27 protein-coding genes and 3 pseudogenes are annotated in these 24,420 nt (G+C 72.4%); 18 read left to right on the forward strand and 12 right to left on the reverse strand.

Annotated features, from left to right (window positions below; translation table 11 throughout):
* Positions 1-435: 435 nt before the first annotated feature.
* Positions 436-714: pseudogene (locus ACFV5H_RS03730) on the reverse strand (ATP-binding cassette domain-containing protein); the annotation flags it as partial.
* Here ACFV5H_RS03730 and ACFV5H_RS03735 point away from each other — a divergent pair.
* Both ACFV5H_RS03735 and ACFV5H_RS03740 read left to right on the forward strand, forming a co-directional pair.
* Positions 673-1,059, forward strand: a pseudogene (locus tag ACFV5H_RS03735) (TSUP family transporter); the annotation flags it as partial. The pseudogenes ACFV5H_RS03730 and ACFV5H_RS03735 overlap by 42 nt on opposite strands.
* Positions 1,010-1,282, forward strand: a complete 273-nt coding sequence (locus ACFV5H_RS03740) for a DUF2892 domain-containing protein (protein ID WP_385057988.1) — start codon at positions 1,010-1,012, stop codon at positions 1,280-1,282. The pseudogene ACFV5H_RS03735 and the gene ACFV5H_RS03740, both read left to right, overlap by 50 nt.
* 90 nt (positions 1,283-1,372) lie before the next feature.
* Here ACFV5H_RS03740 and ACFV5H_RS03745 read toward each other — a convergent pair whose 3' ends face one another.
* A complete protein-coding gene (locus tag ACFV5H_RS03745; RefSeq protein WP_385057986.1) occupies positions 1,373-1,693 on the reverse strand; it encodes a hypothetical protein in 321 nt (106 codons plus the stop codon).
* A gap of 552 nt (positions 1,694-2,245) precedes the next feature.
* Here ACFV5H_RS03745 and ACFV5H_RS03750 point away from each other — a divergent pair.
* Together ACFV5H_RS03750 and ACFV5H_RS03755 are read left to right on the forward strand one after the other, a co-directional pair.
* Positions 2,246-2,383 carry a hypothetical protein gene (locus ACFV5H_RS03750; RefSeq protein ID WP_385192617.1) on the forward strand — a complete coding sequence of 46 codons (138 nt, stop codon included), beginning with the start codon at positions 2,246-2,248 and terminating at the stop codon, positions 2,381-2,383.
* A gap of 78 nt (positions 2,384-2,461) precedes the next feature.
* Positions 2,462-2,815, forward strand: coding sequence for a hypothetical protein (locus ACFV5H_RS03755; protein WP_385192619.1), 354 nt, complete (start codon positions 2,462-2,464; stop codon positions 2,813-2,815).
* Between the two features lie 64 nt (positions 2,816-2,879).
* Here ACFV5H_RS03755 and ACFV5H_RS03760 read toward each other — a convergent pair whose 3' ends face one another.
* Complete coding sequence (locus ACFV5H_RS03760) at positions 2,880-4,082, reverse strand: Ig-like domain-containing protein (RefSeq protein ID WP_385192622.1); 1,203 nt, start codon at positions 4,080-4,082, stop codon at positions 2,880-2,882.
* A gap of 215 nt (positions 4,083-4,297) precedes the next feature.
* Between ACFV5H_RS03760 and ACFV5H_RS03765 the strand changes: the two genes are divergently transcribed.
* From ACFV5H_RS03765 to ACFV5H_RS03795, 7 genes are all read left to right on the forward strand, one after another.
* Entirely contained in the window at positions 4,298-5,494 is a 1,197-nt protein-coding gene (locus ACFV5H_RS03765; protein ID WP_385057980.1) for a lipid II:glycine glycyltransferase FemX, read from the forward strand.
* On the forward strand, positions 5,419-7,161 hold the full coding sequence (murJ, locus tag ACFV5H_RS03770) for a murein biosynthesis integral membrane protein MurJ (RefSeq protein ID WP_385192624.1): 1,743 nt from the start codon (positions 5,419-5,421) through the stop codon (positions 7,159-7,161). The genes ACFV5H_RS03765 and murJ overlap by 76 nt, the downstream gene beginning before the upstream one ends.
* 23 nt (positions 7,162-7,184) lie before the next feature.
* Entirely contained in the window at positions 7,185-7,868 is a 684-nt protein-coding gene (locus ACFV5H_RS03775; RefSeq protein WP_385057976.1) for a response regulator, read from the forward strand.
* On the forward strand, positions 7,865-9,427 hold the full coding sequence (locus ACFV5H_RS03780; RefSeq protein WP_385057974.1) for an ATP-binding protein: 1,563 nt from the start codon (positions 7,865-7,867) through the stop codon (positions 9,425-9,427). Before ACFV5H_RS03775 ends, ACFV5H_RS03780 begins: the two co-directional genes overlap by 4 nt.
* An 11-nt stretch (positions 9,428-9,438) precedes the next feature.
* Positions 9,439-10,026 (forward strand): hypothetical protein, encoded by a 588-nt coding sequence (locus ACFV5H_RS03785; RefSeq protein WP_385192626.1) that lies wholly within the window; start codon positions 9,439-9,441, stop codon positions 10,024-10,026.
* Positions 10,027-11,119: 1,093 nt separating this feature from the next.
* Positions 11,120-12,520, forward strand: a complete 1,401-nt coding sequence (locus ACFV5H_RS03790; RefSeq protein ID WP_385192890.1) for a phosphatase PAP2 family protein — start codon at positions 11,120-11,122, stop codon at positions 12,518-12,520.
* Positions 12,521-12,892: 372 nt separating this feature from the next.
* Positions 12,893-13,777 carry a GNAT family N-acetyltransferase gene (locus tag ACFV5H_RS03795; protein WP_385192629.1) on the forward strand — a complete coding sequence of 295 codons (885 nt, stop codon included), beginning with the start codon at positions 12,893-12,895 and terminating at the stop codon, positions 13,775-13,777.
* A gap of 28 nt (positions 13,778-13,805) precedes the next feature.
* On the opposite strand, the gene ACFV5H_RS03800 is transcribed toward ACFV5H_RS03795, so the two are convergent.
* The 3 genes from ACFV5H_RS03800 to ACFV5H_RS03810 form a co-directional block, all read right to left on the reverse strand.
* Positions 13,806-14,051, reverse strand: coding sequence for a DUF5133 domain-containing protein (locus tag ACFV5H_RS03800; RefSeq protein ID WP_385057968.1), 246 nt, complete (start codon positions 14,049-14,051; stop codon positions 13,806-13,808).
* Between the two features lie 174 nt (positions 14,052-14,225).
* Positions 14,226-15,230 (reverse strand): HEAT repeat domain-containing protein, encoded by a 1,005-nt coding sequence (locus tag ACFV5H_RS03805; protein WP_385192632.1) that lies wholly within the window; start codon positions 15,228-15,230, stop codon positions 14,226-14,228.
* A 3-nt stretch (positions 15,231-15,233) separates the two neighbouring features.
* Positions 15,234-15,908: a HEAT repeat domain-containing protein gene (locus tag ACFV5H_RS03810; RefSeq protein ID WP_385057964.1), complete on the reverse strand. Its 675-nt coding sequence runs from the start codon at positions 15,906-15,908 to the stop codon at positions 15,234-15,236.
* Between the two features lie 194 nt (positions 15,909-16,102).
* Between ACFV5H_RS03810 and ACFV5H_RS03815 the strand changes: the two genes are divergently transcribed.
* Positions 16,103-16,444, forward strand: coding sequence for a hypothetical protein (locus tag ACFV5H_RS03815; protein WP_385057963.1), 342 nt, complete (start codon positions 16,103-16,105; stop codon positions 16,442-16,444).
* Between the two features lie 151 nt (positions 16,445-16,595).
* On the opposite strand, the gene ACFV5H_RS03820 is transcribed toward ACFV5H_RS03815, so the two are convergent.
* Positions 16,596-17,468, reverse strand: a complete 873-nt coding sequence (locus tag ACFV5H_RS03820; RefSeq protein WP_385057961.1) for a helix-turn-helix transcriptional regulator — start codon at positions 17,466-17,468, stop codon at positions 16,596-16,598.
* Between the two features lie 131 nt (positions 17,469-17,599).
* Here ACFV5H_RS03820 and ACFV5H_RS03825 point away from each other — a divergent pair, with 131 nt between their 5' ends.
* The 4 genes from ACFV5H_RS03825 to ACFV5H_RS03840 all read left to right on the forward strand — a co-directional run bounded on the left by ACFV5H_RS03825 (position 17,600) and on the right by ACFV5H_RS03840 (position 21,515).
* A complete protein-coding gene (locus tag ACFV5H_RS03825; protein WP_385057959.1) occupies positions 17,600-18,505 on the forward strand; it encodes an oxidoreductase in 906 nt (301 codons plus the stop codon).
* A gap of 799 nt (positions 18,506-19,304) precedes the next feature.
* Positions 19,305-19,919, forward strand: a complete 615-nt coding sequence (locus tag ACFV5H_RS03830; RefSeq protein ID WP_385192892.1) for an ATP-binding cassette domain-containing protein — start codon at positions 19,305-19,307, stop codon at positions 19,917-19,919.
* Positions 19,916-20,695, forward strand: a complete 780-nt coding sequence (locus ACFV5H_RS03835) for a hypothetical protein (protein ID WP_385057957.1) — start codon at positions 19,916-19,918, stop codon at positions 20,693-20,695. The genes ACFV5H_RS03830 and ACFV5H_RS03835 overlap by 4 nt, the downstream gene beginning before the upstream one ends.
* A gap of 196 nt (positions 20,696-20,891) precedes the next feature.
* Positions 20,892-21,515, forward strand: coding sequence for a hypothetical protein (locus ACFV5H_RS03840; protein WP_385192635.1), 624 nt, complete (start codon positions 20,892-20,894; stop codon positions 21,513-21,515).
* 103 nt (positions 21,516-21,618) lie between these two features.
* Here the strand turns inward: ACFV5H_RS03840 and ykgO are convergent, their stop codons facing one another.
* The 3 genes from ykgO to rpmG are packed head-to-tail and all read right to left on the reverse strand — an operon-like array spanning position 21,619 to position 22,252.
* Positions 21,619-21,741: a type B 50S ribosomal protein L36 gene (gene ykgO / locus ACFV5H_RS03845; protein ID WP_345583838.1), complete on the reverse strand. Its 123-nt coding sequence runs from the start codon at positions 21,739-21,741 to the stop codon at positions 21,619-21,621.
* 38 nt (positions 21,742-21,779) lie between these two features.
* Complete coding sequence (locus tag ACFV5H_RS03850; RefSeq protein ID WP_385059719.1) at positions 21,780-22,037, reverse strand: type B 50S ribosomal protein L31; 258 nt, start codon at positions 22,035-22,037, stop codon at positions 21,780-21,782.
* Between the two features lie 50 nt (positions 22,038-22,087).
* Positions 22,088-22,252 (reverse strand): 50S ribosomal protein L33, encoded by a 165-nt coding sequence (rpmG, locus tag ACFV5H_RS03855; RefSeq protein WP_073935506.1) that lies wholly within the window; start codon positions 22,250-22,252, stop codon positions 22,088-22,090.
* 248 nt (positions 22,253-22,500) lie between these two features.
* Between rpmG and ACFV5H_RS03860 the strand changes: the two genes are divergently transcribed.
* A complete protein-coding gene (locus ACFV5H_RS03860) occupies positions 22,501-22,725 on the forward strand; it encodes a helix-turn-helix domain-containing protein (protein WP_385059722.1) in 225 nt (74 codons plus the stop codon).
* A 197-nt stretch (positions 22,726-22,922) separates the two neighbouring features.
* Here the strand turns inward: ACFV5H_RS03860 and ACFV5H_RS03865 are convergent, their stop codons facing one another.
* The gene (locus ACFV5H_RS03865) at positions 22,923-23,663 is read right to left on the reverse strand and encodes a Type 1 glutamine amidotransferase-like domain-containing protein (RefSeq protein WP_385049870.1); all 741 of its coding nucleotides are present in this window, start codon (positions 23,661-23,663) and stop codon (positions 22,923-22,925) included.
* Here ACFV5H_RS03865 and ACFV5H_RS03870 point away from each other — a divergent pair.
* Positions 23,662-23,847 (forward strand): annotated as a pseudogene (locus ACFV5H_RS03870) (hypothetical protein); the annotation flags it as partial. The gene ACFV5H_RS03865 and the pseudogene ACFV5H_RS03870 overlap by 2 nt on opposite strands.
* 139 nt (positions 23,848-23,986) lie before the next feature.
* Here ACFV5H_RS03870 and ACFV5H_RS03875 read toward each other — a convergent pair.
* Positions 23,987-24,244, reverse strand: coding sequence for a hypothetical protein (locus tag ACFV5H_RS03875; protein ID WP_385049867.1), 258 nt, complete (start codon positions 24,242-24,244; stop codon positions 23,987-23,989).
* Between the last annotated feature and the right edge of the window lie 176 nt (positions 24,245-24,420).

A 24,420-nucleotide genomic window follows, 5' to 3' on the forward strand; every position in this document is an offset into this window, starting at 1 on the left:
TGGGCAGCTGGTTGCCACATGCGCCTCGTGTGCCTCTCGAACCCTGGACGACCGCACTGTAAAGACATGGACCGTAATGTCGAACACGCTTGCGTGCAACGAGGGGCGGGCAGCGGCTCCGGCTCACCCGCGCGGATGGGGGCGACGGACACCGGTCCGTCCGAAGGAGGACAGTGCTCAACGGCAGTGCTTCGAAACCGCCGGGAGCCTCATCCCCCGCTGCCGTCGAGGACTCCGCCTCCCCGCCGAAAGACTTCACAGACTCGCGGAAGTCCCGGCACGGCACCCTGGGTCCCCGGGTCCGCCAAGACCCCGGCCGCGCATCGGCGAACGGTGGAGTTCTCGCCGACGGCGGACGGCACGGCCGGTTCGGCACCCTGAGGACCCGTCCCCGGCGCTGCCCGCGCGGCAACGCGCTGGTCGTGCGGACCAGCGGGTTGCGGCCGGGAGGCGCAGGCGTCCGTCGTGCACTTCGGCGATCCGGTCGACGGCGGTGAGGTGGGTGCGGTCGTGGGTGGCCAGGACGGTGGCGGTGGCCTGCTGGTGGATGAGGCGGGTGATCAGCTCGATGACGGCGGCGCCTCGTCCGTGGTCGAGGGCGCTGGTGGGGTCGTCGACCGGGAGGACCGTGGGGTCGTTCATCAGGGCGCGGGCGATGTCGACGCGCTGGCGCTGTCCGCCGGAGAGCTGGTGGGGTCGCCGGTCGGCCAGGCCGTCGGCGACCGCCTCCACCTGACCGAAGGCACCGTCAAGTCCCATCCGGCCCGCATCTACGCCAAGCTCGGCTTCGACTCGCGCACCGCCGCCGTCGCCACCGCCGGAGCCGCCGCGTCCCGCCTGCCCCAGTCCGTACTGACCGCCGCGTTCGCCGCCATCGCCGCACTCGCCGCTGTCGGAATGCTGCGCCCCGGCCGTACCGCCACCGGCTCGGCCGCCGGCGGAGCAAGGGCCGCCAAGGCGGCCAGCACCGGCGCCGGACTGGGCGCGCCGACCGGGCTGCTCGGGGTCGGTGGAGGCTTCCTCGCCGTCCCGGCCCTGGTCACGGTGCTGGCGTTCGAACCGTCAGGTCCGCCTCGTCGCCGGATCCCTCGTCCTGACCGGCCTGATCGCCGGACAGCGCTGGAGCGCGGCACGCCTGCTGTCCGCGGGCGTCGCCGGCGGTCTGGTCATCTCCGCCCTGACCGACACCTGCGGCATGGCCAGGATCCTCGCCAAGCTCCCCCACAATCGGCCCGGGGCAGCCGACCTGGACGCCACCCTCGCCGCCCTGACCGGCCGCTGACGCCAGCAGGCCCGGCCACGACGGTTGTCGCGGACACAAGCCTGTGTCCGAAACCCGTGCGCCGGGCATGAGGGAAGTCGCTTCGACCGGTCACAGACCGGCGATGTCCCCGGCCCTCCTGGACACGGAGTCGAGCGCGTCCGCCACGGCGTTGCGCCGCCCCGCGCGCGCCGCCCGGTCCGCCGGCACCAGCCGCGCGGCGGCCTGTACGGCGTAGGCGTCCGGGTCGCCGAAGGCGGTCCGCGGGTGCTCTCCCGTCTCCGCACAGTGCACCGTGACATCCTTGACCGCCCGGAGCACGACCGCCCGGTCCACGCCCGGCTGCATGGCCAGCCGTACCTGGAAACGCGCCATCCACTTCTCGCGGTCCTTCTCCCCCGCCGCGTCCGTCGTCCGGTCCTTCTTCGCCACGTGCTCTCCTGGGTGATCGGCAGCCGCCTGTCAGGAAGTTGGACGTTGTGGCATCGAAGTGGGTTGCGTGAGCGAGGAACTTATGGATCCCAGGTGACTGCCGCGCAGCCCGCCGCGCTCCGTGGCCCGGACACCCCGGCTGTCCACGACGGCGGCACCGGGACCGGCACATCCGGCGGTACAGCTGCGCGGCCGTCCTCGTCGGCCCGGACGGGAACGCCGTCCTCGACCGCCTGCTCCGTGCCCGGGACACGGCCGTGCGCTCCGCCGCCGTCGGGCGGCTGCGGGGCGCCGGCCGCGGCGACGAGCTGACACGGCACCCGGCGGACCCGTCGGCCACCGTCCGCGCGGCGGTGTGCCGGGAACTCCGGGCGGCGGACGACGCCCCCCACGCGCACTACCGGGCACTGTGCGCCGACCCGGCTGCCGTCGCACCGGCGGCACTCGCCGGGCTGGCCGAGCAGCGGTGCCCCGAGAACGCCGCCCTGCTGCGCCCCCCTCACCCGTCACCCACGGGCCGCGGTCCGGGCCCGTGCGCTGTCCGCGCTGCGGATGCTCGGCGCTCTCGCCGACGACGCGCTGCCGCCGTTCGCCGAGGACCCCGACCCCGGTGTGCGTGCCACCGCCCTCGGCACGCTGCCGGACCGCCCCCGTCTCCATGTCGTCGGGGCGGAAGCGGAAACCGCGTAGCCGCCGGATTCGTGGTGCCGGTATCGTCCGGGTCTCCGGATCGCCGTACCAGCGGCCTGTGTTCAGAGAGTGATGGGCATGACCAGTCGGCAAGCGACGACGACCCTGTGGCGTCCCACCGGTCCCAAGGAGCTGGATCTGGTTCGGGAGCTGAACTGGCGCGCATGGCCGCCCCGGTTGCCCGAGCAGCCGATCTTCTACCCGGTCCTCGACGAGGACTACGCGATCAGGATCGCGCGGGACTGGAACGTGAAGCACGACGGTGCCGGCTTCGTCACTCGTTTCGAGGTCGAGTCGGAGTTCTTGAGCCGGTATCCCGTCCAGCAGGCGGGTGGGCGGACGATTCTCGAACTCTGGGTTCCGGCCGGGGAACTGGACGACTTCAACGCCCACATCGTCGGCAGGATCCAGGTGGTCCACGAGTTCCGCTGAGGCGGAAAGGCTCGCGGACAAGGCACGTCGGCCCGGTGCGGTGGCCCCGGCGTCGGCGCCGTCCTCACCGCAGCGCGCTCTTCTGCCGCCAGGCGGTCCACGGCACGTTCCACGCACCGAAGCCGTTGCCCGGGTCGACCACGCCCTTGGTCTCCTCGCCCGTGATCTCGAACGGGTCGCCCGGCCGTACCTGTCCGTAGAACCAGGCCGCGTCCGCGTCGCTCATGCCGATGCAGCCCGAACTGCGGTTGGCGTTGCCGAAGTGGGGGGCGTTCCACGGGGCGGCGTGCGCGTACATGCCCGACCAGGTCAGCCGCATCGAGTAGTCGACCATCTTGTCGTAGGCGTCGCCGAGGCCGACCGTCTCGGAGTTCATGTTGATCGTGCCCTCCTTGGCCATGAGCACGGCCGTTCCGCGCCAGGAGCGCTTGTCGCCGCCGGGCGTGCCGCCGGAGACCGGGATGCTCCGGACGGTCTCGCCGTCGCGTACCAGTGTGAGCCGGTGGCGGTCGAGGTCGACCTCGACGATCTGCCGGGCGCCGACGGTGAAGGTCGTCGTGTAGTCGCGTACGAACCAGCCGCCGTCGGGGCCCGAGTCGGTGCCGTTCAGCTCGGCGTCCAGCGTCACCTTCGTCCCGGGCTTCCAGTACGACTTCGGACGCCAGTCGACCCTGTCCCTGCCCGACCAGTCGCGTATCCAGCCCCAAGAGCCCTCGGTGCCGTCCGAGGTGGTGACCTCGAGCTGCTTCTCGACCTCGGCCCGGTTCTCGACCGGGTTGTCGAAGACCAGGGAGATCGGCTGGGCCACGCCGACGGTGGTGCCGGTGCCCGGACGCCAGTCGACCTTGTTGACCTTGTCCGCCTCGGCCGTGGTGAAGGAGGCCTTCGTGGTCGCGGCGGTGCCGCCCTCGGTCCGGGTCGCGGCGGCGACGGTGTACGCCGTGCCGGGCGCGGCCTTGCGGTCCGAGATCCACTGTGCGCCGTCGGCCGTGACCTCGCCGGGCAGCCGGCGGCCGTCGGCGTCGGTGACGGTCACCGAGGTGAGACGGCCGTGAGAGGCGGTGACCGTCACCGGCCGGCCCGGCGCGGCCTGCCGCCCCTCGGGGGTGACGGTGACCGTGACGGGCCGGTCGTCGGGCTTCCCGGTCCGCGGCGCGTCCGAGGCGGCCGGCGGCGAACCCGTCGAGCAGGCGGCGAGCAGCGCCAGCAGGGCCGCCGCGACGGCGGCCCGTATCGGGGCGTGGGCGAACACGCGTGTGCGGTGCATGGGGACCTCCGTGACGGACGACTCCGCGGTGACGAGCGGACGATCGTGACTTCAGAACCAGGAAAAGGCCAGGTCAGCCACTACGGGGCAATGTGACGGCGGTTGGTGAGGAACGGTCATGGTCCCGTCACATTCGTCGTGCGGAGCGGTCACGGACCGCTGTGAGCATCGTCGGCGTCCCTGCGACAGGCCGGGGAGAAAGCGAGGATCGGACCGTGTCAGCACTGCTCGTACCGCCCGGCCGAGTCCCCCGGGCGGGGAAGGGACCCGTGTTCCTCGGGCCCGTCACGCCCGAGGCCTACCGCGGCTTCCTGGCGTCGCCCGCCGGCCGGGCCCTCGGCCCCGGCTTCCTGCAGTGCCCCTCCTGGGCCGACGTCAAGGAGGGCTGGCGGGCCCTGCTGCTCGGCTGGGGCACGGACCCCGGATCGGGGGCGCTGAGCGGTGTGGCACTGGTGCTGCTGCGTCAGTTCCCCGGCACCCGCAGGTACTTCGCCTACCTTCCCGAGGGGCCCGTGGCCGACTGGGCGGATCCCGACGTCGACGTCTGGCTCACGCCGCTGCTCGACCATCTGCGCGGCGCGGGCGCGTTCGCCGTACGCATGGGCCCCTCGCCCGCGTACCGGCGGTGGGACGCCTCCGCGCTGAAGCCGCTCGCCGGGCCGGGCCGCCGGCTGGGCGACGTGCTCGCCAGCGAGGTCGACCCGCTCGGCACGGCCGTCGCCGAGCGGCTGCGCGCCCGGGGGTGGCGCCGCTGCGGCGGTGAGGGGACCGCGGACGACGGGGACGCCCAGCCCCGCCACGTCTTCCGGATACGGCTCGCCGGACGCACCGCCGAGGACCTGTGGTCCGGGCTCAACCAGGAGTGGCGGCGCAACGTCCGGCGTGCCCGGAAGGAGGGCGTGGAGGTGGTCGTGGGCAGCGCCGCCGAACTCCCCGAGTTCTACCGGCTGCTGGGCATCACCGAGCAGCGCGACGGCTTCCGGCTCGGCCGCTCCCTCGCCTACTACGAGCGTCAGTACGCGGCGCTCAACGCCGAGGAACCTGGCCGGATGAAGCTGTATCTCGCCCGTCACCGCGGTGAGATCCTCGCCGCCCACACGATGATCGCGGTGGGCCGCCGGGTCTGGTACCAGACCGGGGCGTCGGCCGGCCACCGCCGTGAGGTACGGCCCTCCAACGCCCTGCAGTGGCGGATGCTGCAGGACGCCCACGCCCTCGGCGCCGATGTCTACGACATGCGCGGGGTACCCTCCACTCTCGACCCTGCCGAACGTGCGTACGGACTGCTGCGGTGGAAGCTCGGCACCGGCGGGCAGGTCGTCGAGACGTTGGGGGAATGGGAGAGACCGTTGGGCGGCACCGCCAACCAGACGCTGTACCGCGCCTTCCAGGCGTACCTGAACCGCCGGTGAGCGCCACGACTCCGACCGGCACGGACGGCGCGGCCTCCCGGCCGGACAGCGGGCGGTCCGGCGACGGCGGCACCGGTGCGAAGACGGCCTCCACGGCGCGCAGCAGTGCCGTCATGGCCGTCGGGTCGATCGTCTCCCGGGGCACCGGTTTCGCCCGCTCCGCCGTGGTCGCGGCGGCGCTCGGCACCATCGGGCCGACCGCCGACGGCTACGCGGTCGGCAACTCCCTGCCCACCATCGTCTACATGCTCCTCCTCGGCGGCGCGCTCAACGCCGTCTTCGTCCCCGAGCTGGTCAAGGCGGCCAAGGAGCACGAGGACGGCGGCGTCGCGTACACCGACCGGCTCGTCACCGTCTGCGTGGCCGGCCTGCTGGCGATCACCGCGACCGCGGTGTGGGCGGCTCCCGCGATCGTCGACGCGTACACCGACTACAGCGGCCGGCAGGCCGCCATGACGACCGCGTTCGCCCGTTACTGCCTGCCGCAGATCCTCTTCCTCGGGCTGTTCACCCTGCTCGGACAAGTTCTCAACGCACGCGGCCGGTTCGGCGCGATGATGTGGGCGCCGGTTCTCAACAACCTGGTCGTCATGACCGTGTTCGGCCTGTACCTGGCCTTCGCCACGGGCGGCGGGGACACCCTCACCCCGGCCGAGACCGCCCTGCTCGGCTGGGGCACCACCGCCGGCATCGCCGTCCAGGCCCTCGCCCTCCTCCCCGCGCTGCGCGCGGCGGGGTTCCGCTGGCGGCCCCGCTTCGACTGGCGCGGCAGCGGACTGACCCGCCCGTTGCGGTCGGCCTTCTGGCTGGTGCTGCTGGTGCTGGCCAACCAGGCCGCCTACTGGGTCACCACCCGGCTGGCCACGACCGCGGGCCTCGACGGCGGCCCCGGGTACAGCGCGTACAACAACGCCTACGTCCTGTGGGTCGTACCGCACGGCATCATCACCGTCTCCCTGGTCACCGCGCTGATGCCCCGGATGAGCGCGGCCGCCGCCGACGGGGACACCGCCGCCCTGCGGCGCGACGTCTCCCAGGCGTTGCGCGCCTCCGCGTCCGCCGTCGTACCCGCCGCGTGCATGCTGCTCGCCCTCGCCCGGCCGGTGATGGATCTCGTCTTCGGACACGGCAGGACCGGCGCCGGCGACACCGCGGCCATGGCCACGATCCTGATGGCCTTCGCACCCGGACTCGTCGCCATGTCGGGCCAGTACGTGCTCTCCCGCACCTTCTACTCCCTCTCCGACACCCGTACGCCGTTCCTGCTCAACCTGGTGATCGTCGCCCTCAACGCGGGACTGTCCGTGGCGGCCGCCCAACTGCTGCCCGCCCGCTGGGCCGTGACCGGCATGGCGGCGGCGTACTCGGTGGCGCTGTGCGTGGGCTGGGCGGTGACCGTCCGGGTGCTGAGCCGCCGTCTCGGCGTCGCCCGTCCGCTGCGCTCGACCGCCGCGGGAACGCACGCGCGGCTCGTCCTCGCCGCCGTGCCCGCCACCGTACTGGGCCATCTGGCCGCACTGGGCGCCGCACGGGCGGGAGCCCTCGCCGCCGCAACCGCCGGGGCCGCCGTCGTCGTGCTCTCCTTCGCCCTGCTCGCCCGTCCGCTGCGGCTCACCGAACTCGACGCCCTGCTCTCCGGCGCACGCCGGAGAGTCACCCGGGCCTGACCACCACCGAAGGAGAACTGCTCATGCCCCGCGTGCTCCTCGTCGAGGACGACCCTTCCGTACGCGAAGGAGTCGAACTCGGTCTGCGCCGCCGTGGACACGAGGTACGGGTGGCCGCGACCGGCGAGGCCGGCCTCGCCGCGCTGGCCGAGTTCCGGCCCGATCTGATGCTGCTGGACCTGATGCTGCCCGGCATGAACGGGGTGCAGGTCTGCCGGCGGGTCCGCGAGCGGAGCCAGCTGCCGATCATCATGCTCACCGCGCGGGGCGACGACTTCGACGTGGTGATCGGCCTGGAGGCCGGTGCCGACGACTACATCGTCAAGCCCGCCCGCACCGAGGTGATCGAGGCCCGGATCTGCGCCGTGCTGCGCCGCATCGACCACACCGGCCCGGATCGGACGGCCATCGAGGTCTACGGCGAACTGACCGTCGACCGGGCCGCGCTGAGCGTCACCAAGTCCGGCAGACACCTCGCGCTGGCCCCCTCCGAACTCAAGCTGCTGCTCCATCTGTCCGCCGCGCCCGAGCAGGTGTTCAGCAGGCAGCAACTGCTGGAACACGTGTGGGAGCACAGTTTCCACGCCGACGCACGACTGGTCGACGCCTGCGTCGCACGGCTGCGCGGCAAGATCGAGGACGAGGCGGGCAGCCCCCGCTACATCCAGACGCTGCGGGGCTTCGGCTACCGCTTCGGACCGCTGTGACCTCCGGCCCCGGCCCGGCGCGGCGGCTTCTCCACGGCTTCTCCGGCGCCGTCGGCCGGCGCCGCGGAGCCGACGGCGGCACGCCCGGTGACGCTCCCGCGGGGCGGGCTCGGGCCAGGGCGTTCGGACTGCGCACCCGGCTGGTGTTCGCCTTCCTGCTGGTCGCCGCCGTCAGCGCGGGCACCACGTCCGCGCTGACCTACCGTGAGGCCCGCAACGCCCTGCTGAAGACCGCCCAGGACACCGCGGTCTCCTCGTTCCGTGACCAGGTCCAGCAGACCGGCTGGACCCTGCCCGTAGACAGGGAGGGACTGGAGCTGGTCCTGCGTGACATCGCCCGCAAGGGGAAGCCGCACCCCTGGGTGGTGTTCGCGGAGTACGGTTCGGTCCGCGCCTCCTCCGGCGTGAACCCCGTCTCCACCGTCATCACCCCCGAACTGCGCCGCGCCGCACGCGCCCACCCCAGCGGCAGCTTCGAGCGGGTCGTGAAGGACGGTGTGCCCTACCTGACCATCGCCATGCCCACCGTCCTCAGGACCGGCCCCGAGAGCACGCTGCCCAGCGGGCTCGTCCTCTACGCCGTCATGCGGATGACCGACGAGCAGGTCAACGTCGACGCGCTCCTCGTGGCCGCCCGGGACGGAGCCCTGCCCGGCCTCGCCATCGCGCTGATCCCCGGCCTGATCGCCGCGCGCAGCGTGCTGCGGCCGGTGCGGGAACTGCGTCAGGCCGCCCAGAGCATGGGCAGCGGCCGACTCGACACACGGATCACGGTGCGCGGCAGCGACGAACTGGCCGACCTCGCCCGCACCTTCAACGATTCCGCCGGCAAACTCGAACGCTCCGTACGCGAGCTGCGCGAGGCCGAGGCACGCGCCCGCCGCTTCGCCTCCGACGTCTCCCACGAGCTGCGCACACCGCTCACCGGGATGCTCGCCGTCACCGAGGTCCTCGACGAGGACGCCGGCCGGCTGGACCCCGACACCGCCCGCGCGGTCCGGCTGGTCAGCACCGAGACCGGAAAGCTCGCCGTGCTCGTCGAGGACCTGATGGAGATCTCCCGCTTCGACGCCCGCGCCGCCGAGCTCAACACCGACGAGGTCGACGTCGCGGAGACCATCCGCAAGACACTGCAGAACCGGCACTGGACCGACGGCCGTGTCCGCACCGAGCTGCCCCCCGGCATCCGCGCCCGGCTCGACCCGCGCCGCTTCGACATCGTGATCGCCAACCTCGTCGGCAACGCCCTGCGGCACGGCGGCGCGCCCGTCACGGTGAGCCTGCGCGGCGAAGCACGCTCCTCCGGCCCGCCCGTACTGATCACCCAGGTCGCCGACAGCGGGCCCGGCATCCGGCCCGACGTGCTGCCGCACATCTTCGACCGGTTCTACAAGGCCGACGCGGCACGTACCCGGTCGGCGGGCAGCGGCCTGGGGCTGGCGATCACCCAGGAGAACGTGCGGCTGCACGGCGGGACCGTCCGCGCGGGGAACCTTCCCGGAGGTGGTGCCGTCTTCACCGTCGAGATACCGCTCCACCTGGAAGAGGCCGGCGGATGAGGCGTGCGCGGATGTGCCGGCGTACCGGCGCGGTCGCCGTCGCGTCGGGGGTGCTGCTGCTCGGCGGCTGCGGCATCCGGGAGACCGACGTGATCGAGGCGGGCGGGCCCGCCTCCGTCCAGGCGTTCGTCGACCACGACTACGACATGCTGCTCTTCTTCCACTCCCGCGAAGGTGTGATCAGTCCGGTGGTCCGGTCCACCGGGTCCACGCTCGAGTACGGTCCCGAAGGCGGCCTGGTCTCCGGTCAGGACCCCACCGTCGCGGACGCCGTGCCCGTACCGCCGGAGAAGGTGATCCTCGCGCTGCTCAGCGGTCCCGACGAACAGGACCGCGCAGCGGGGCTCAGCACGTCCCTTCCCCCCGCCCCACGGTTCGCGACGCTCCGGGTGGAGGTCTCGCCCGGCGGCGAACAGGTCACGGCCGACCTGCCCATCGCGCTGGACGGGCTGGGCCGGACCGCGCTGCGCCAGCTGGTCTGCACGATCGCCTACAGCCACGACGCCGACGGCCGGGCCACCGTGCGGCTCACGGGAGAGGACGGCGTGTCGGCCTCGGGGACCTGCGGCCTCGACCCGGCGGCGGGACGGCGGTCCTGACGGGCCACGCCCCGGCAACGGAGGAGTCCGCCGTACGCGCGGACCGCGGCCGCTCACCGCTGCCGGGAGGACGAGGTCCCGGCGAGACACCGGGCGTGGTCGTGCCGTCCGGGCCGTCGAGGCCGGACCGGGAGCGAGTCGCCTCGGTACGGCTGCGGACCTCGTTCCCGGCCGCGGCTCCGACGGCGGGAAGCTACTCGCGGCCGCGCCTCTTCGCCGTGCCGCCCCGGAGGCCCGTACGTCACCGCCCGGCGCCATGACGACCGCGTCGTGGACCGGTGCCCGGCGCGTACGGTCGGTGTCCCCTCAGCCGTCGATCACGCGCCGTACGCAGGAGTCGCCCTGTCCCAGGCCACCGTACCGTCCTGCCGCCTGCGCACCGTCTCGGCGATCCGGACGGGCGCGAACGGCGAATGTGGGGGTTGCCCTGCGGTGGGTGGGTTTGTCGGGCAGCGGATCGCCGGGCTGACCGACAGCGGACACGACGAGGCGTCCGCAGAAGCGTCCGGGCGCCGGGAAGGGCATCCGCACCTGGATCGCCGCATGGCTTCCGCACGGCTATTGACCTGCTTGAATTCGCTGTGCTTCGCTCGGAGTGAGGGCCTGGGGAGGCACATCGAGGGCACGGGTGGCGTGCAGGGGCGGATCGAGGGGGCGTGAGGTGTCTCGGGGCTCGGGGGGACGCGGCGGGAACTCCGACGGAGTGACCGCATCGCGCTTGCGTGCGCCTCGACAGCGGGTGCCGTGTGGCCGGTGCTCCCTGTACGACGGCCTCGTGGCCGTGCTCCGGCCGGTCTCCGGCGGTCCCCCTACGTCCGCCGGGCGGACCCCCTGACGTCCGTCCCGCCTCGGCGCGATCAGCCGATGGCACGGAGAACGGCGGTGGCCGGACCGCCGGGACGACGCCCCGCGCCGGAGCCGGCGGACGACGCGCGGCTCGACGGCGAACTCGCCGGAACCCGCGCCGCGTTCTTTCCGTCTTGCTCCGACGGACCGCCCTTTGTGAGGGGGAAAGCGACTCCGGCCGGAAGGTAACGAGCGGAACCCGCCCTGACATGACCGATCTCTAACAAAGCAGTCAAAAGTGAGACACATACCACCGCAGAACTTTTCGCGAACGAACCGGGGAACCGCGCTCTCCCCATGGCGTCGGCCGCGGACGGCCCTCTGGACCGCGGCGGGTGCCGTGACCCTCGGGTTCCTCGTCGCGCTGGAGTTCGCCGCGCGTCACTACGGCCTGCCGGGGCCGATCACCAACCAGGTGCGGGAGGTCGTGTACGCCCCCAAGTCGGGCGGCATGCTGTACGCCGCCATGGCGTTGATGATGGTGGTGCTCACCTGGCGGGAACGGTTCGTCGCGGTGGGGACGGCGATCGGTATCGACCTCGTCTTCCTGGTGGTCCGGTGGGCGGTCGACGCGGAGACGGCCGGCGGCCACCCCTTCGGCAACGGCGCCCTCTGGGTGGTCCTGGGCTGTGCGGTCGTCGCCGTCACCCGACGCACCGGCCGGGAGCGGGTCCTGCTCCTGAAAGGCGTCGGGCTGGCCCTGCTGCTGGTGGCCGGCCGCAAGACCGGTGACACCTGGCTGCTCATCACCTCGAAGACCCGCCTGACGGTGCTCGACCAGTACGTGGCCACCGCCGATCACGCGCTGGGCGACCCGTCGTGGCTGGCGGGCCGTATCGTGACGGCCACCGGCCCCGTCGGCTTCAACTTCCTCGACTTCGTCTACGGCAATCTCGCGGTGGCCGCGGTCATCGCCGCGCTGTACCAACTGCGCCACGTGGCGGTCGAGCGCCGCTTCCCGCGCCACCACCTGGTGCGCACGTTCCTGGTGATCGGCCTCGTCGGGCCGGCCTTCTACATGATCTTCCCGGTGGTCGGACCGCTCTTCGCCTACGGCACGGGCACCGAGCACTGGTCGGCGGTCAGCCTGTGGGCGCCGGACATGCCGCCCAGCGAGCCCTGGGCCGTGGCCGATCTGTGGCCGCGGACGCTGCCGCCGGTCGACACCCCGCGCCCCATGCCGTTCGACGGGATCACCCCGCGGAACTGCATGCCCAGTCTGCATACGGCGTGGGCCACCGCGATCTTCATCCACTCCCGGAAGGGCCCCCGCGTCCTGCGGTTCGCAGGAACGTTCTGGCTGGTCGCCACGCTCGCCGCGACGCTGGGATTCGGCTATCACTACGGCGCGGACCTCATCGCCGGCGTGGTGTTCACGCTCACGATCGAGGCGGCCCTGCGCACGTTCGACCAGGGCTGGGACCGATCGGGGATCCGGCTGGTCGCCTACGGCACAACGGTCTTCGCCGCGCTTCTGCTGTCCTACCGGTTCCTGCCGCTGGCGATGGCCGAGCATCCCTGGGTGTCCGGACCGCTGCTCGTGCTGGCCATGGTCTCGGTGATCCACGGCTATGTACGGACCACCGCACGGTGGGAGCCGAGGACCGCACCGGCGCGGCGACCGGAACCTCAACCCGAACTGATCTGAGGCGTGCCGCACCGGCTGTCGGCCGCGCCCGGTCCGGCCCTGCTCGCACGCGATGCCGCCGAGCGCGTTGAGCGCGAAGGCCTGTCCGAAGCGGTTCCCGGCCCGTCGGTGAAGGGTGACCGCTTCGTGGACAAGCCAACGTCGGCGATCATGCTCTGTCTCATCCCCGGAGAGCGACGACCGGCCTTCCGGGGCGGCCGGTGTCCGGGAACCGAGGCGGCTTCCGAGGGCGTTGCGGTCGAGGTCCTCGCGGATGCCGGCTTCCGGGGCCGGGGTGTCCGGACCGGCAGGCGCGTCGTGTCACCACCGGCCGTGCGCGAACCCGTCGGGCGAGTACTTCCACCGGGTCGTGCACATCAGGGATCATGAGGCATGCGTCCGGACGACTGGCACCTCACCGAAGACATCGACGACTTCCTCGCCCGGGCGGGGGGCTTCCTGCGCTCGCGCCCTGCCCTGCACAACACGCCGCTGACGGACATCGAGAGGCTGCGGACACGCGGGGCGGACGCACCCGGCCCCGAAGCCGCCGTCTTCGGCCGGCTGGAGTCAGGAGGCGAGGTCCGCGCGATCTTCTATCGCACTCCGCGCGGTCGCCTGGGCCTCACCCCCCTCTCCGCCGAGCAGACCGACACCCTCGCCGCTCACCTGGCCGGCCTCGGTCACTCCCCCTCCGACGTCATCGCGGACCACGACACCGCCACCGCCTTCGCCGAGGCATGGCAGCGGCACACGGGCGCGGCGCCGGTACCTTTCTGGCGGACGCATCTCTACCGTCTCGGCACGCTCACCCCACCGCAGCCGGTCCCGGAGGGCCGGGGTCGCATCGCGGGCGGGAAGGACCGTGAGCAAGTCGTGCGCTGGTGCCGTGAGTTCTGTGTCGACGTCGGGGAGCAGTCCTCCATCGACCTGATCGACGCCGGTTCCTGGGGCGACTCGCGTTTCGGCGACAGGCACTTCACGTTCTGGGAGACCCCGGACGGCACCCCCGTCTCCATGGCGGCCACGACCTCGGTCGTCGGCGGCATGGTCCGGGTCGACCCTGTCCACACCCCTGCCCGTCTCCGGGGCCGCGGCTACGCGGGGGCCGTGACGGTAGAGGTGAGCAGGGTCGCGCTGGCCTCGGGCGCGACGGACGTCGTGCTCTTCACGGACCCCGCCAACCCCACCAGCAACGCCCTCTACCGGCGCATCGGGTACGTCCACGTCGCCGACTTCGCCGGGTACGGATTCTCCTACGGCGCGCCAGTCGCCTGACGCGGCCGCGGGGAGAGGAAATCCGGCCCTACGCGGCCAGTGTCTCGTCCTCCTGGGAGGAGCTCACACGTTCCGCGCCGTACCGCTCGAGCAATGCGTCGGCCTCGCGCAGAGCCTGCTCGGCGGTGCGGGCTCCGGTCATCACGCACAGCGTGTATGTGGAGTCCTCGAGATCCCGGCTGGTACGGCCGGTGGGGCGCACGTCGTGTTCGATGCGCGCCTGAGCGAACCGGGCCAGTACAGCGCGCAGTTCCTTCTCCGCCGGAAGGATCATGGTGATACCTCTCCCCTCGAAATCCGTCTCGCAAGGCGACCGGCACCGCGGCTCCCCACCGGGCAGCGCCGAGCAGACCTTCGTCTGCCCCGCATCGAGACGCCCATGCCACCGTGATCCCTGCCTTTCGGCCCGCTCCGCGTCCGCACCCGGCCCGTCGGCCCCCGGGGTCCGTCATCGTGCGTCGCGCAGCTGAAGGAGGTACGCCGCGGTCAGCGCGACGGCACGATCCTCGTCGTGCGACAGCTGTACGAGGGCATGTGACGCCGTGGTTCCCGGGATGTCAGCCAGCGCCTGGGTCAGCCACAGGCGTACACGCGCTTCGGTGTTGTCGTGGGCGAGGCGGTCGACGAGCCCGGTGGCGATCCGGTCCGCCGTCCCGGGGTCGCTCGCCAGCGTGCTCAGCGCATCGGCCGCGTCGGTGTCGTTCCTTCCCTCCACGATCATGTCGATGAGCGTCGGGACCGTATCGGCCACTCCGCGTGTCCCCAGCGCCAGAGCCGCACACCCGCGGACCACGGCATCGGGGTTCGCGAGGGCGTCCCGCAGCCGGGCGACAGCCTCATCACCGGGCATCTCGGCGAGGGACCGAACGGCACGTTCGCGCACCGCGGCCACCGGTGAGTCCAGGCCTTCCGCCAGCAGTGCCGTGCCGTCGTCGCCGGATCGCGCCAGCGCCCAGCGCAGGGCCCCGGCGACGTTCGGCTCCGTCTCGCGCAGCACCGCCTCGACCAGGGCCTCCACCGGCACCGGGACTTCGCCGGCCGAGGAGAGGGCCGCGCGCTGGCGCGCGTCGGCGCTCTTCGACCCGAGTGCCTGGAGGAGCGCGACGCTCCGGAGGACATCCTCCCAGCCGGCGGGTTCCGCGGCATCGATCCGGCGGAGCCGCGTGAGCAGCTCGGTCTCGGCCGCGATGCGTTCGCGGGTCTGACGGATGAGGTCGTCGACGAGCGCCGAGGGCGTGAAGCCGGGGTCGTCGAGCGCGCGCCCGATCTCACGCAGCGACAGCCCCAGCGATCGCAGGCTCTCGACATGGAAGATCCGCCGGATGTCCTCGCCGGAGTACTCCCGGTAGCCGGAGCCCGTACGGCCCGAAGGCCGCACCAGGCCGAGTGACTCGTAATGTCTGAGCATGCGGGCGCTGACCCCGGACCGCCGCGCCACCTCACCGATCAACACGTTCTATCGTCCCTCCTGGCCGGACCCGCCGAGGGCCACGACGCGCTTCGCCTCCTCGATCGCGAACTCGAATCCGGTGTCCGGGTCGCGCAGCAGCCGTTCCGTGGCGAGCGCGTGCGCGCGCACGCGCGGGTCGGGGGCCAGGGCCGCGGCACGCAGAGCCGGCAGAACGGCATCGCCGTCCAGTGCGACCAGCGCCCGGCTGAGGCTCAGCTGCGTCTCCCGCTCACCGCGCCCGAGTTGCCCCGCCAGCATCGCGGCCAGCCCGGACTCCTCGCCTTCCGGCACGAGCACGACCGCGGTCCGCCAGGCGCTCCGCGCCACCTCGTCGTCGGCGTCGGACAGGACCTCCGGTGTGATCGCCGGCCACGCCCGCCGGTCCCCGATCTTGGACAGCGTGTGCAGCGCCTGGCTCCGTGCCTGCGCGCGCTCCGAGCGGACTTCGCGGAGCAGCGCGGGAAGCGTCATGGACACCGGATGGCGGGTGAGTGCCCAGGTCAGCATGTCCCGGACGAAGAACTCGGGTTCGAGCGCGCATCGTTCGACGAGCTTGTCGACGAAGCACGGGTCCGGCGCCGTGCCGACCGCCAGAGCAGCCCGCAACCGCACGGACGAACTCCCGTCCTCCAGCCCCTGGAGCGCTCGCGTCGCGTCCGTGTCCTGTCTCGTCATGGCCATCGGGACCACCTCCTCGGCAAGCAGTGAAGGCCTTGTCACCGTGTCAAGGTCAAACGGGGCCCCGTGCGCCGGGGCCGTCCGCGGCCCGCATGCCACCGCTGCCGGACAGGCCGTGCTCAGGGCAGCGACGGCCGGGCACCGGTCCGCGTAGGCTGGCCGTCGTCCGTGGCCGGAGGAACGTGGAAGGGCGGAGCATGGGGGTGGCGTCGATCGGCGTACGGCTCGTCGCCGAGGCGTCCGAGGGAGCGGATGAGGGGTTCGTGTACTCCTGGCTGGTTCCCGACGACGGCCGGCGCGGCTGGATGCTGTTCGTCCCGGCGGAGCGGCTCTTCCGGGAATGCGACGGAACGGGAGCCGTCCTGGAGGACGGCATGGAGGTCTGCTTCGGACTCACCGAGGACGAGTCGGTGCGCAGGCACGCGCGGTGGGAGGGCTGCCAGGAGTGGCGGGTGATGGTGACGGCGGCCTACGGCGTCTGGAAGAAGTTCCAGGAGCACGGGGAGCCGCCCCGGCAGGCCCACCGCACCTTTCACTAGCCTTCCCGGTCAGGATTCCTGTTCAGGCGGGCGGGGCGGCCGAAGGCCGAGTCGCCCCCGTCGGATGCGGAACGGGCAGCGCCGTTCCGGGACGCCTCCGGCCGCGGGCATGGGACTTGATCGTCTGGTGGTGCTTGTCGGTGGGCATCGTCTAGTGGTGCTTCTCGGTGAGCGTCGAACGGGTCGCGTGCAGCGACGCCAGGAGCCGCAGCCGGTCCGCGTCGGCGCTGCCCGGCTCGGCGGTGAAGACCAGCATGACCGGGCCGGGTTCGCCGGGCAGCGGATAGGTGTCCCAGTCCAGGACGATGTCGCCGGCCTCGGGGACCCGGAAGGTCTTGGTGCCGCTGACCGACACGCGTACGTCGTGCCGGGCCCACAGCCGCCGGAACTCGGCGCTGCGGATGCTCAGCTCGCCGACGATCGCGGTGGCGCGCGGATGGGTGGGGTCGGTGGCGACGGCGGCGCGCATCATGCCGATGTACTCCAGGGCCTGCCGCTCCCAGTCCGGGCAGCTCCGCTCGCCGGTCGGCGTGTCGTCGAACAGCAGCAGGAGCATGTTGAGCCGGTCGGGCGCATACGTGCCCGGGCTGCCGAGCAGCGCCTCCGCCATCGGGTTCCAGTCGAGCAGGTCGAGGTGGCGGCCGAGCACGACCGCCGGGGTGTCCATGACCCGCAGCAGCCGCCGGGTGCTGTCCGGCACCCTTTCCGGACCGCGCTCCACCCGTGCGGGCACGGGCCGGCGAGCGGCACGGGCCAGGGTGAACAGATGCCGGCGTTCCGCGTCGTCGAGGCCGAGCGCGCCGGCGAGCGCGTCCAGGACGTCGTCGGACGGGCGTACCTCCCGGCCCTGCTCCATGCGCTGGTAGTAGTCGGTGCTCAGCCCGGCCAGCAGGGCCAGCTCCTCGCGCCGCAGCCCGGTGACCTTGCGCCGGCCGCCCGGCTCCAGGCCGACGTCGTGCGGGCGCAGCCTGTCGCGCCGGGCGCGCAGGAAATCACCGAGCTCGCGAGCGTAGGGATGGGTCATACCGTCAGTGTGTCCGCTCGCCGGGCGCCCAGGGTAGGTCCCGCAGACCTAGGCAACGGGGAACGACCGAACCGGCCCGCGCCGGTCCTAGCGTCGTCGGTCCACCGCACCGACACCCCCAGGAGCAGCAGATGGCCGGATGGACCGCCGACCGCATCCCCGACCAGCGCGGCCGGACCGCCGTCGTGACCGGCGCGAACTCGGGCCTCGGCCTGGTCACCGCCGACGAACTGGCCCGTCACGGCGCCCGCGTCGTGCTCGCCGTCCGCGACACCGCGGCGGGTGAGGAGGCCGCCCGCCGCATCGGCGGAGACGTCGAAGTGCGTGAACTGGACCTGGCCTCCCTCGATTCCGTCCGCGCGTTCGCCGCGAAGCTGGCCGCCGACCACCCGGTGATCGACCTGCTGGTCAACAACGCCGGCCTGGTGCTGCTCGGCCCGCGCCGCAGCACCGTCGACGGCTTCGAGCTGCACCTCGGCACCAACATGCTGGGGCACTTCGCGCTGACCGGCCTGCTGCTCGACAGGCTGGCCGCGGCGAGGGAGCCCCGCGTGGTCGGTCTCAGCTCGATCACCCACAAGAACGCGCACCTCGACTTCGACGACCTGATGTCCGAGCGGGACTACCGGGCCGCTTCCGCCTACGGCCGGTCCAAGCTCGCCACCACGGTCTTCGGCATCGAGCTGGACCGCCGGCTGCGCGCCGCCGGATCACCGGTCGTCAGCGTGCTGGCCCACCCCGGTCTCACCCGCACCAACCTCACCCCGCGTGCCTGGGAGCACCGGGGCCGGCTCGGGCAGCTGATCGCGCGGCTCGGCCTGCTGGTCACCCAGCCGGTGGAGCGGGGCGCGCTGCCGCAGTTGCGCGCCGCGACCGACCCCGGTGTGCGGGGCGGCCAGTTCTTCGGGCCGTCCGGGTTCTTCGAGACGCGCGGCCGGGTCACCGAGGCCCGGCTCAGCCGGGAAGCGTCCGATCCGGCCGTCGGCGAACGGCTCTGGACGACGGCCGAGGAACTGACCGGCGTCAGCTACCTCTGAACTGCCCGCCGGAGGCGTCGTCGTAAGCCGGCGGCCCGGCTCGGCGTCCGACCGGTGGCCCGCCGAGGGCCGCTCGGGGCCACGGCCGACGTGACCGCTCAAGCAGTACGAGCACGCTCGGCGGCGACGCCGTGGGCCGCGTGTGAGCGGGGTGTACGGGCCGTGGTCCTGCGCTCGAGGGCCCGGGGTGGGCCCATAGGAGGGGGTGAGCCGCAGCAGCGACCGGCCTACGAGGCTCACGAGCGGTTCCGGGGGCTCCGGTGCCGGCACGGATCGCGGTGCCGGGGCCGGTGTGACGCCGCCGCCGGGCAGGGCCGAGACACGTTCGGCGGCCGTACGCCCGTACTCGCCCGGCAGGTCCCGGCGCCACGCGATGACCGCGCGCGGCGTGCGGTGGCGGGGCAGCGTGGTGCGGCTGCCGGTGGTGAGCGCGCGTGGTCCGGGGCGGCGGGACGACAGTGCCGCGCCCAGACGGCCGCGGCGTCGATCAGGTGCTCTCGGTCGTCGACGGGCAGCAGGCTCTCCCGGCGACCGGACGCGGTCCCCGAGGCGGACGGGGCTGCCGCGATCCGGGTCCTGCCTCCGGACCGGCTCACGCGCCGGAAGCGTACGTGACGTGTCCCGACCGGCTCGTGGATCGTTGGCCGGTCGGAACCCGTGCACTCCATCGCCCTCGAGGAGCCCCCGTGGCCAGTCCGAGCCCGCTGTACGTCGACCGGGACGAGGGCCCGCCGCCCCCGCGGTGGCCGTTCGCCGACCGTACACACGTCCGGGCGCGGACGTGAGGCGGCAACCGGCGGTGGTGCTGCGCGTCGTGGCGGTCCGCAAGAACTTCGGGTCCCGGCAGGTCCTGCGCGGGGTCGGCTTCGAGGCGCGGGCGGGGCAGCTGGTGGGCATCGTCGGGGAGAACGGCGCCGAGAAGACCACCCTGCTGCGCATCCTCAGCGGTGACCTGCGCCCCGACGACGGACGCGTCGACCTGGTGGGAACACGGGGCTACTGCCCGCAGCACCCGGTCCTGGACGAGGAGCTGACCGTGCGTCAGCACCTGCGTCTCTTCCAGATCGCCTACCGTCTTCCGAGCCCCGACCGCGCGCTCCGGCTGATCGACTCGCTCTCCGCGGCGGGTTATCTGGACGCGCCGGTGAAAGTCCTCAGCGGTGGCACCCTGCAGAAACTGAACCTGGTCCTGGCCTTGATGCACGACCCGGACGTCGTGCTGCTCGACGAGCCGTACCAGGGCTTCGACTGGGAAACCTACCTGCGGTTCTGGGACCTCGCACAGGAGCTGAAAGGCCGCGGCCGTACCGTGATCATCGTCTCCCACCTCGCCCACGACACCGAACGCCTGGACGTCCTGCACCGTCTGCACGACGGCCTCCTCGGGCCCTCGCCCACGGCGGACACCACATGAGCGCCTACCTGGTCGCCTGCCGCTACGCCCTGCTGGCCATGGCGAAGAACCGGCTGGCCGGCGTGCTCCTGATCGCCTTCATCCCGATGTGGATCACCGTGGCGAAGACCCTCACCACGCCGAAGACGTTTCCCTTCCGGCTGCGGGCCACCGGAACCTGGCTGCGGGCCGGCGGAGACGAGATCACGATGATCAGCGGCTCCCTGAACGCCGTGTCCCTCCTCGTGGGATTCCTGATGTTCAGCGCCGCACGCCGCACCAGGGCCTTCGACCGTCGCCTCACCGCGGCCGGCTATCCCCGCGCCGCCCTCATCGGCGCCGAACTCACCACGCTCCTGGTCGCATCAGTGCTGGTCAGCGCCTACGCCACCGCCTGGATGCTGCTGTTCTGGTCTCCCCTCCAGCCCTTCCTCCTCGGCATCGCGGTCCTGGCGGTCTGCCTGGTCTACGGGGCCATGGGCATGTGCCTGGCCCTCTTCCTGCGCGGCGAGGTCGAAGGACTGGTCACGATCATCATGACCAGCATCATCGATCTCGCGCCGCAGAATCCCGTCGCCAGCACCACCGCCGACAAAGCCCTGGTCGAGCTGCTTCCGAGCTACGGCTCCCTCCAGACCAGCCTCGCCGCGGGCTTCACCCGGGACGCCACCTTGAGCCCTCTGCTCCACAGCGCGGCCTGGCTGACCGCCATGACCGCCACCGCGATCGCCGCCTTCGCCCTCCGCACCCGCACCTACCAGCCGTCCGCGCCCCGCCATGACGGACCGGGATCCTGAGGCGGGGAGCGAGGAGGAGGAAGGAGATCCGCCATGCCGTCGCAGGGACCCGAACCGGATCGCCGAGCGTCGCGCCGTGCGGCAGCTCCTTGTGCCCGGGGCGGGAACCATCCGGCCGGGACGACTCGTCACTGATCATTGCCGCCGCCCGGAGCGGCGGGGAACACCATGAGCGAAGCAACAGCGGGGGGACTCCATGAAGTGTGCGTCTGCGGCGAGAGTGGGCCTGACGGCCGTGGCGGTGCTGGCGATGCTGACGGTCAGTGGCTGTCGGGAGGACGACGCGGGGCTTCCCTCCGCCTCCCCGAGCGGGCAGGTCTCCGGGCCCGCGTCGCCGGCGCCTGCGGCGGAGCGGAGCGGTCCGCGCACCTTGGTGGACGCTCCCAGGGCGGGTGGCCTGGACAAGCTGACGGGGGACGGGGCCCTGACGGACATCCCTGTCGATCCCGGCGAGATGCGGGACGGCATGACGCTGATCACCGGTAACTACGGGCAGCCGGGCGGGCAGGGAGCGCCGGTGCTGTTCGAAGGCGTCGATCGGGTGCCCGAGGACACCAACGAGCGTCGTGAGCACCTGTTCCGCGGCATGCTCGAGTACATCCAGTGGGACCCGGAGCTGGGGCACCCCGAAGCCCGGCCGGTGGAGCCGGGACCGCTCGGCGGCTCGGTGGAGTGCCTGCTCGCCTCGCTGAGCGAGGACGGCAACGTCGTCTGCGGCTGGGCCGACGAGGGCACGGCGGCCGTCGCGCTCTTCGAGGACAGCACGCTCGCCGACGCGGGGAAGCTCTTCGTCGGGATGCGGGGGGACCTGGAGCGCTGACCGGCCGGCGAGCGAGAACGACGTCGGCGGCCGGAACGGGAGGCGCCGGACGGCCCGGCACCGCGAGTGCGGTGCCGGGCCGTCCGGTCGGTGAAGCGGCTCGTCAGCCCTGGCGGGCCTTGAAACGCGGATCCTTCTTGTTGATCACGAACGTCACGCCCCGCCGGCGCACCACCTGGGCGCCGGGCCTGGCCTTCAACGAGCGCAAGGACCTGCGTACCTTCATCATGGTCTCCTTCCGCCGGACCGGACGGGGTGCCGCTGTCAGCGGCGGGTGGGGGCGGGGCCGTAGCGCCGCTCGAAGCGCTCCACGCGGCCCGCGGTGTCCACGACGCGCGAGGCGCCGGTGTGGAACGGGTGGCCGGCCGACGAGATCTCGACGTCGACGACCGGGTAGGTGGCGCCGTCCTCCCACTCGACCGTGTGCGGTGACTCGATGGTGGAACGGGTCAGCAACTGGAAGCCGGACGCGCGGTCGCGGAAGACGACCGGGCGGGAGACGGGGTGGATGCCGTGCCTCACGGGATGTCCTTCCTGGGGTGCCTCCGCCGCCGGGGCGGCGGAGGCGGGTTTCATCGTTCCTCGCGGAAGAGGACGTGTTCGCCGGCGACCGCGTCGTACTTCCGCAGGACCAGCCGGTCGGGGTCGTTCAGACGGTTCTTGCGGGTCACGTAGGTGACTCCCGTACCTGCTGTCGACCTGAGCCTGACGACCGGCCGCGCGGTGCTGCGTGCCATGACGTGCTCCTTCCGTCACCGCCCGAGCTTATTGACTCGGACATGTCATACGTGGTGCGCAGCGACGTCGGCACGAGCCGAAGCCACTGGGTGAGGCCCGGGGACACCGTCCCCTCCGCGGCCACGCCCTTCCCAACCGCACCCGCCCGCGGATTGTTCCCCTCCACCGTCACGCATCAAGTGGTTCGTCCCTCGTCGGGGGTAGACGACGATCACGGACAGACGTCGGTCACCGAAGGAGACGATTCGTGGACAAGGGCAAACAGATCACCGGCACGGCCCGTGCGGAACTCGCGCGGGAGATGAAGGAGCAGTACGAGAACGGCCTGTCCATACGGGCCATCGCCGAAGCGCACGGGCGGTCGTACGGGTTCGTCCACCGTGTCCTCACCGAGGCGGACGCCCCTCTGCGCAGCCGGGGCGGGAACCGTTCACACCGACGGCTCGAGGAGGCCGGGCGTCCGCAGAGGTGACGGCGGGCCTTTCGGCAAGGGCTCACCACGGGTCGGGGAACTCGTGGACCGCAGTGGGGCGGGACAGCCGCCAAGGGCTGTCCCGCCCCGCTGCACGCCACAACCGTGCGAGCGGGAGGACCGACGCCCGTGGCCGGGGCAGGAATACGGCAAGCCGCTGCACCCCGAGCGGTACGACGACCGGTCACGAGACCCGGTCATCGTCCGGAAGAGGTCAGCCTGCGGGGTTCGATGCGTTCCTCCACCGCCCCGGACCCGTCGCTTCTGACTATGTAGGCGCCCTTGCCGGGGGTTTCCGTCACCGCCTCCACCAGTTCCGTTCCGCGGTACACCAGGCCGACTCCGTCGTCCGTGCAGTGAGCGGTGGGCACGGTGCCGTCCGCCACGAGCCGGTGCGTCAACGGACGCCGGCCCTCGTCCGAGTCGTAGTGCACGCCATTGCCGTACGGCAGGAAACCGAGCGCGTTCGTGACCGGGCGCAGCTCCGGGCCGAACGAGTCGGTCGCACCTCCCCGGAACCAGCAGAGGGAGCCCGCGCTGACCCCGCTGAGCACGACACCCGCCTGCCAGGCACGGTGCATGACGCGGTCCAGGCCATGTGCCCTCCACACCGCCAGCAGATTGACCACCGAGCCCCCCATGACCCAGACCACGTCGTGGTCGAGGACCGAGCCCTCGACGTCTTCGACATTGGGCATGGGGAACAGGTGCAGCGGCGTCAGATCGAATCCCGCCACCCGCGCGGCCTCGGTCATACGGGTCGTGAAGTGCTCGGCGTCCCCGATGGCGGTCCCGACGTACATGATGCGCGGACGTCGGCCGTGCACCCCGGAGAGGTCGACCGCGTGATGCACCAGAGCGTCGAACACCACCCTGGTTCGTCCTCCGACCCGATGCCCGCCGGAGGTCGCGAGGATGGTCGGTTCAGGTGCCGTCATGGCCATGATCGTATCGCCGGCGCGGTACCGAGGATGTCGCGCGGCGATGAAGGAGCACGCCCGGGAGCGGAAGGCCGCGACGCGGCGCGGTTCGCAGGCGGACAGGGTGGCGCAGGCGGAGCGGGAGGTGCTCGCGAAGACCGCCGAGACGCAGGACTCGGACCGGGTCACGGCCGAGCGGGTGCCCGGTCCGGGCGGAGGCACCGGGCTGCCGGGCCCGGAAGGCCGGAGGCGGAGCACGGGGACACCAGGTGGATCCCTGCCGTGCGCCCGCCCGGCAGCCGTCATTCCGCGGGCCGGGGCGGGGAGTTCGTACGTCCCCGTCACGGGGCGGTGTCGTGGAGGTACTCGGTCAGGGCCTTGCCCGGCTGGAAAGCGGCGGAGCCTCCGTCGGTGTGGAAGCGGCCGAAACTGCCGGCCACCACCGCTTCGTCGTGCTTGAGCGTCTCGGCGATCACGCCCGCCATGTCGACCGTGCCGAACAGGGCGTCGATCACCTGCTCCGCGTCTTCCTCACGGATGTCGTGGCCTCTCTGCGCGGCCTTGCGCACGCTGGCCCGAGCCAGTTGGGACTTGTCCATGTCGCACCTCTGCTTCTCCTGTCCGACCGCGCCGGGACGGCGGGCCCGGACCTGGGGGTGGGAACGGTCTCCGTGACCGGCCGGTCGGCGTGTTCCCCGTCCTTCCTTTCCACGCCGCGTGAGGCACACCGGGACAGGACCCCGGCAGACCGGTGGAGACGAGGCCCGCGGCGCGG

The organism is Streptomyces sp. NPDC059787 (assembly GCF_042732315.1).
Classification (GTDB): domain Bacteria; phylum Actinomycetota; class Actinomycetes; order Streptomycetales; family Streptomycetaceae; genus Streptomyces; species Streptomyces atrovirens.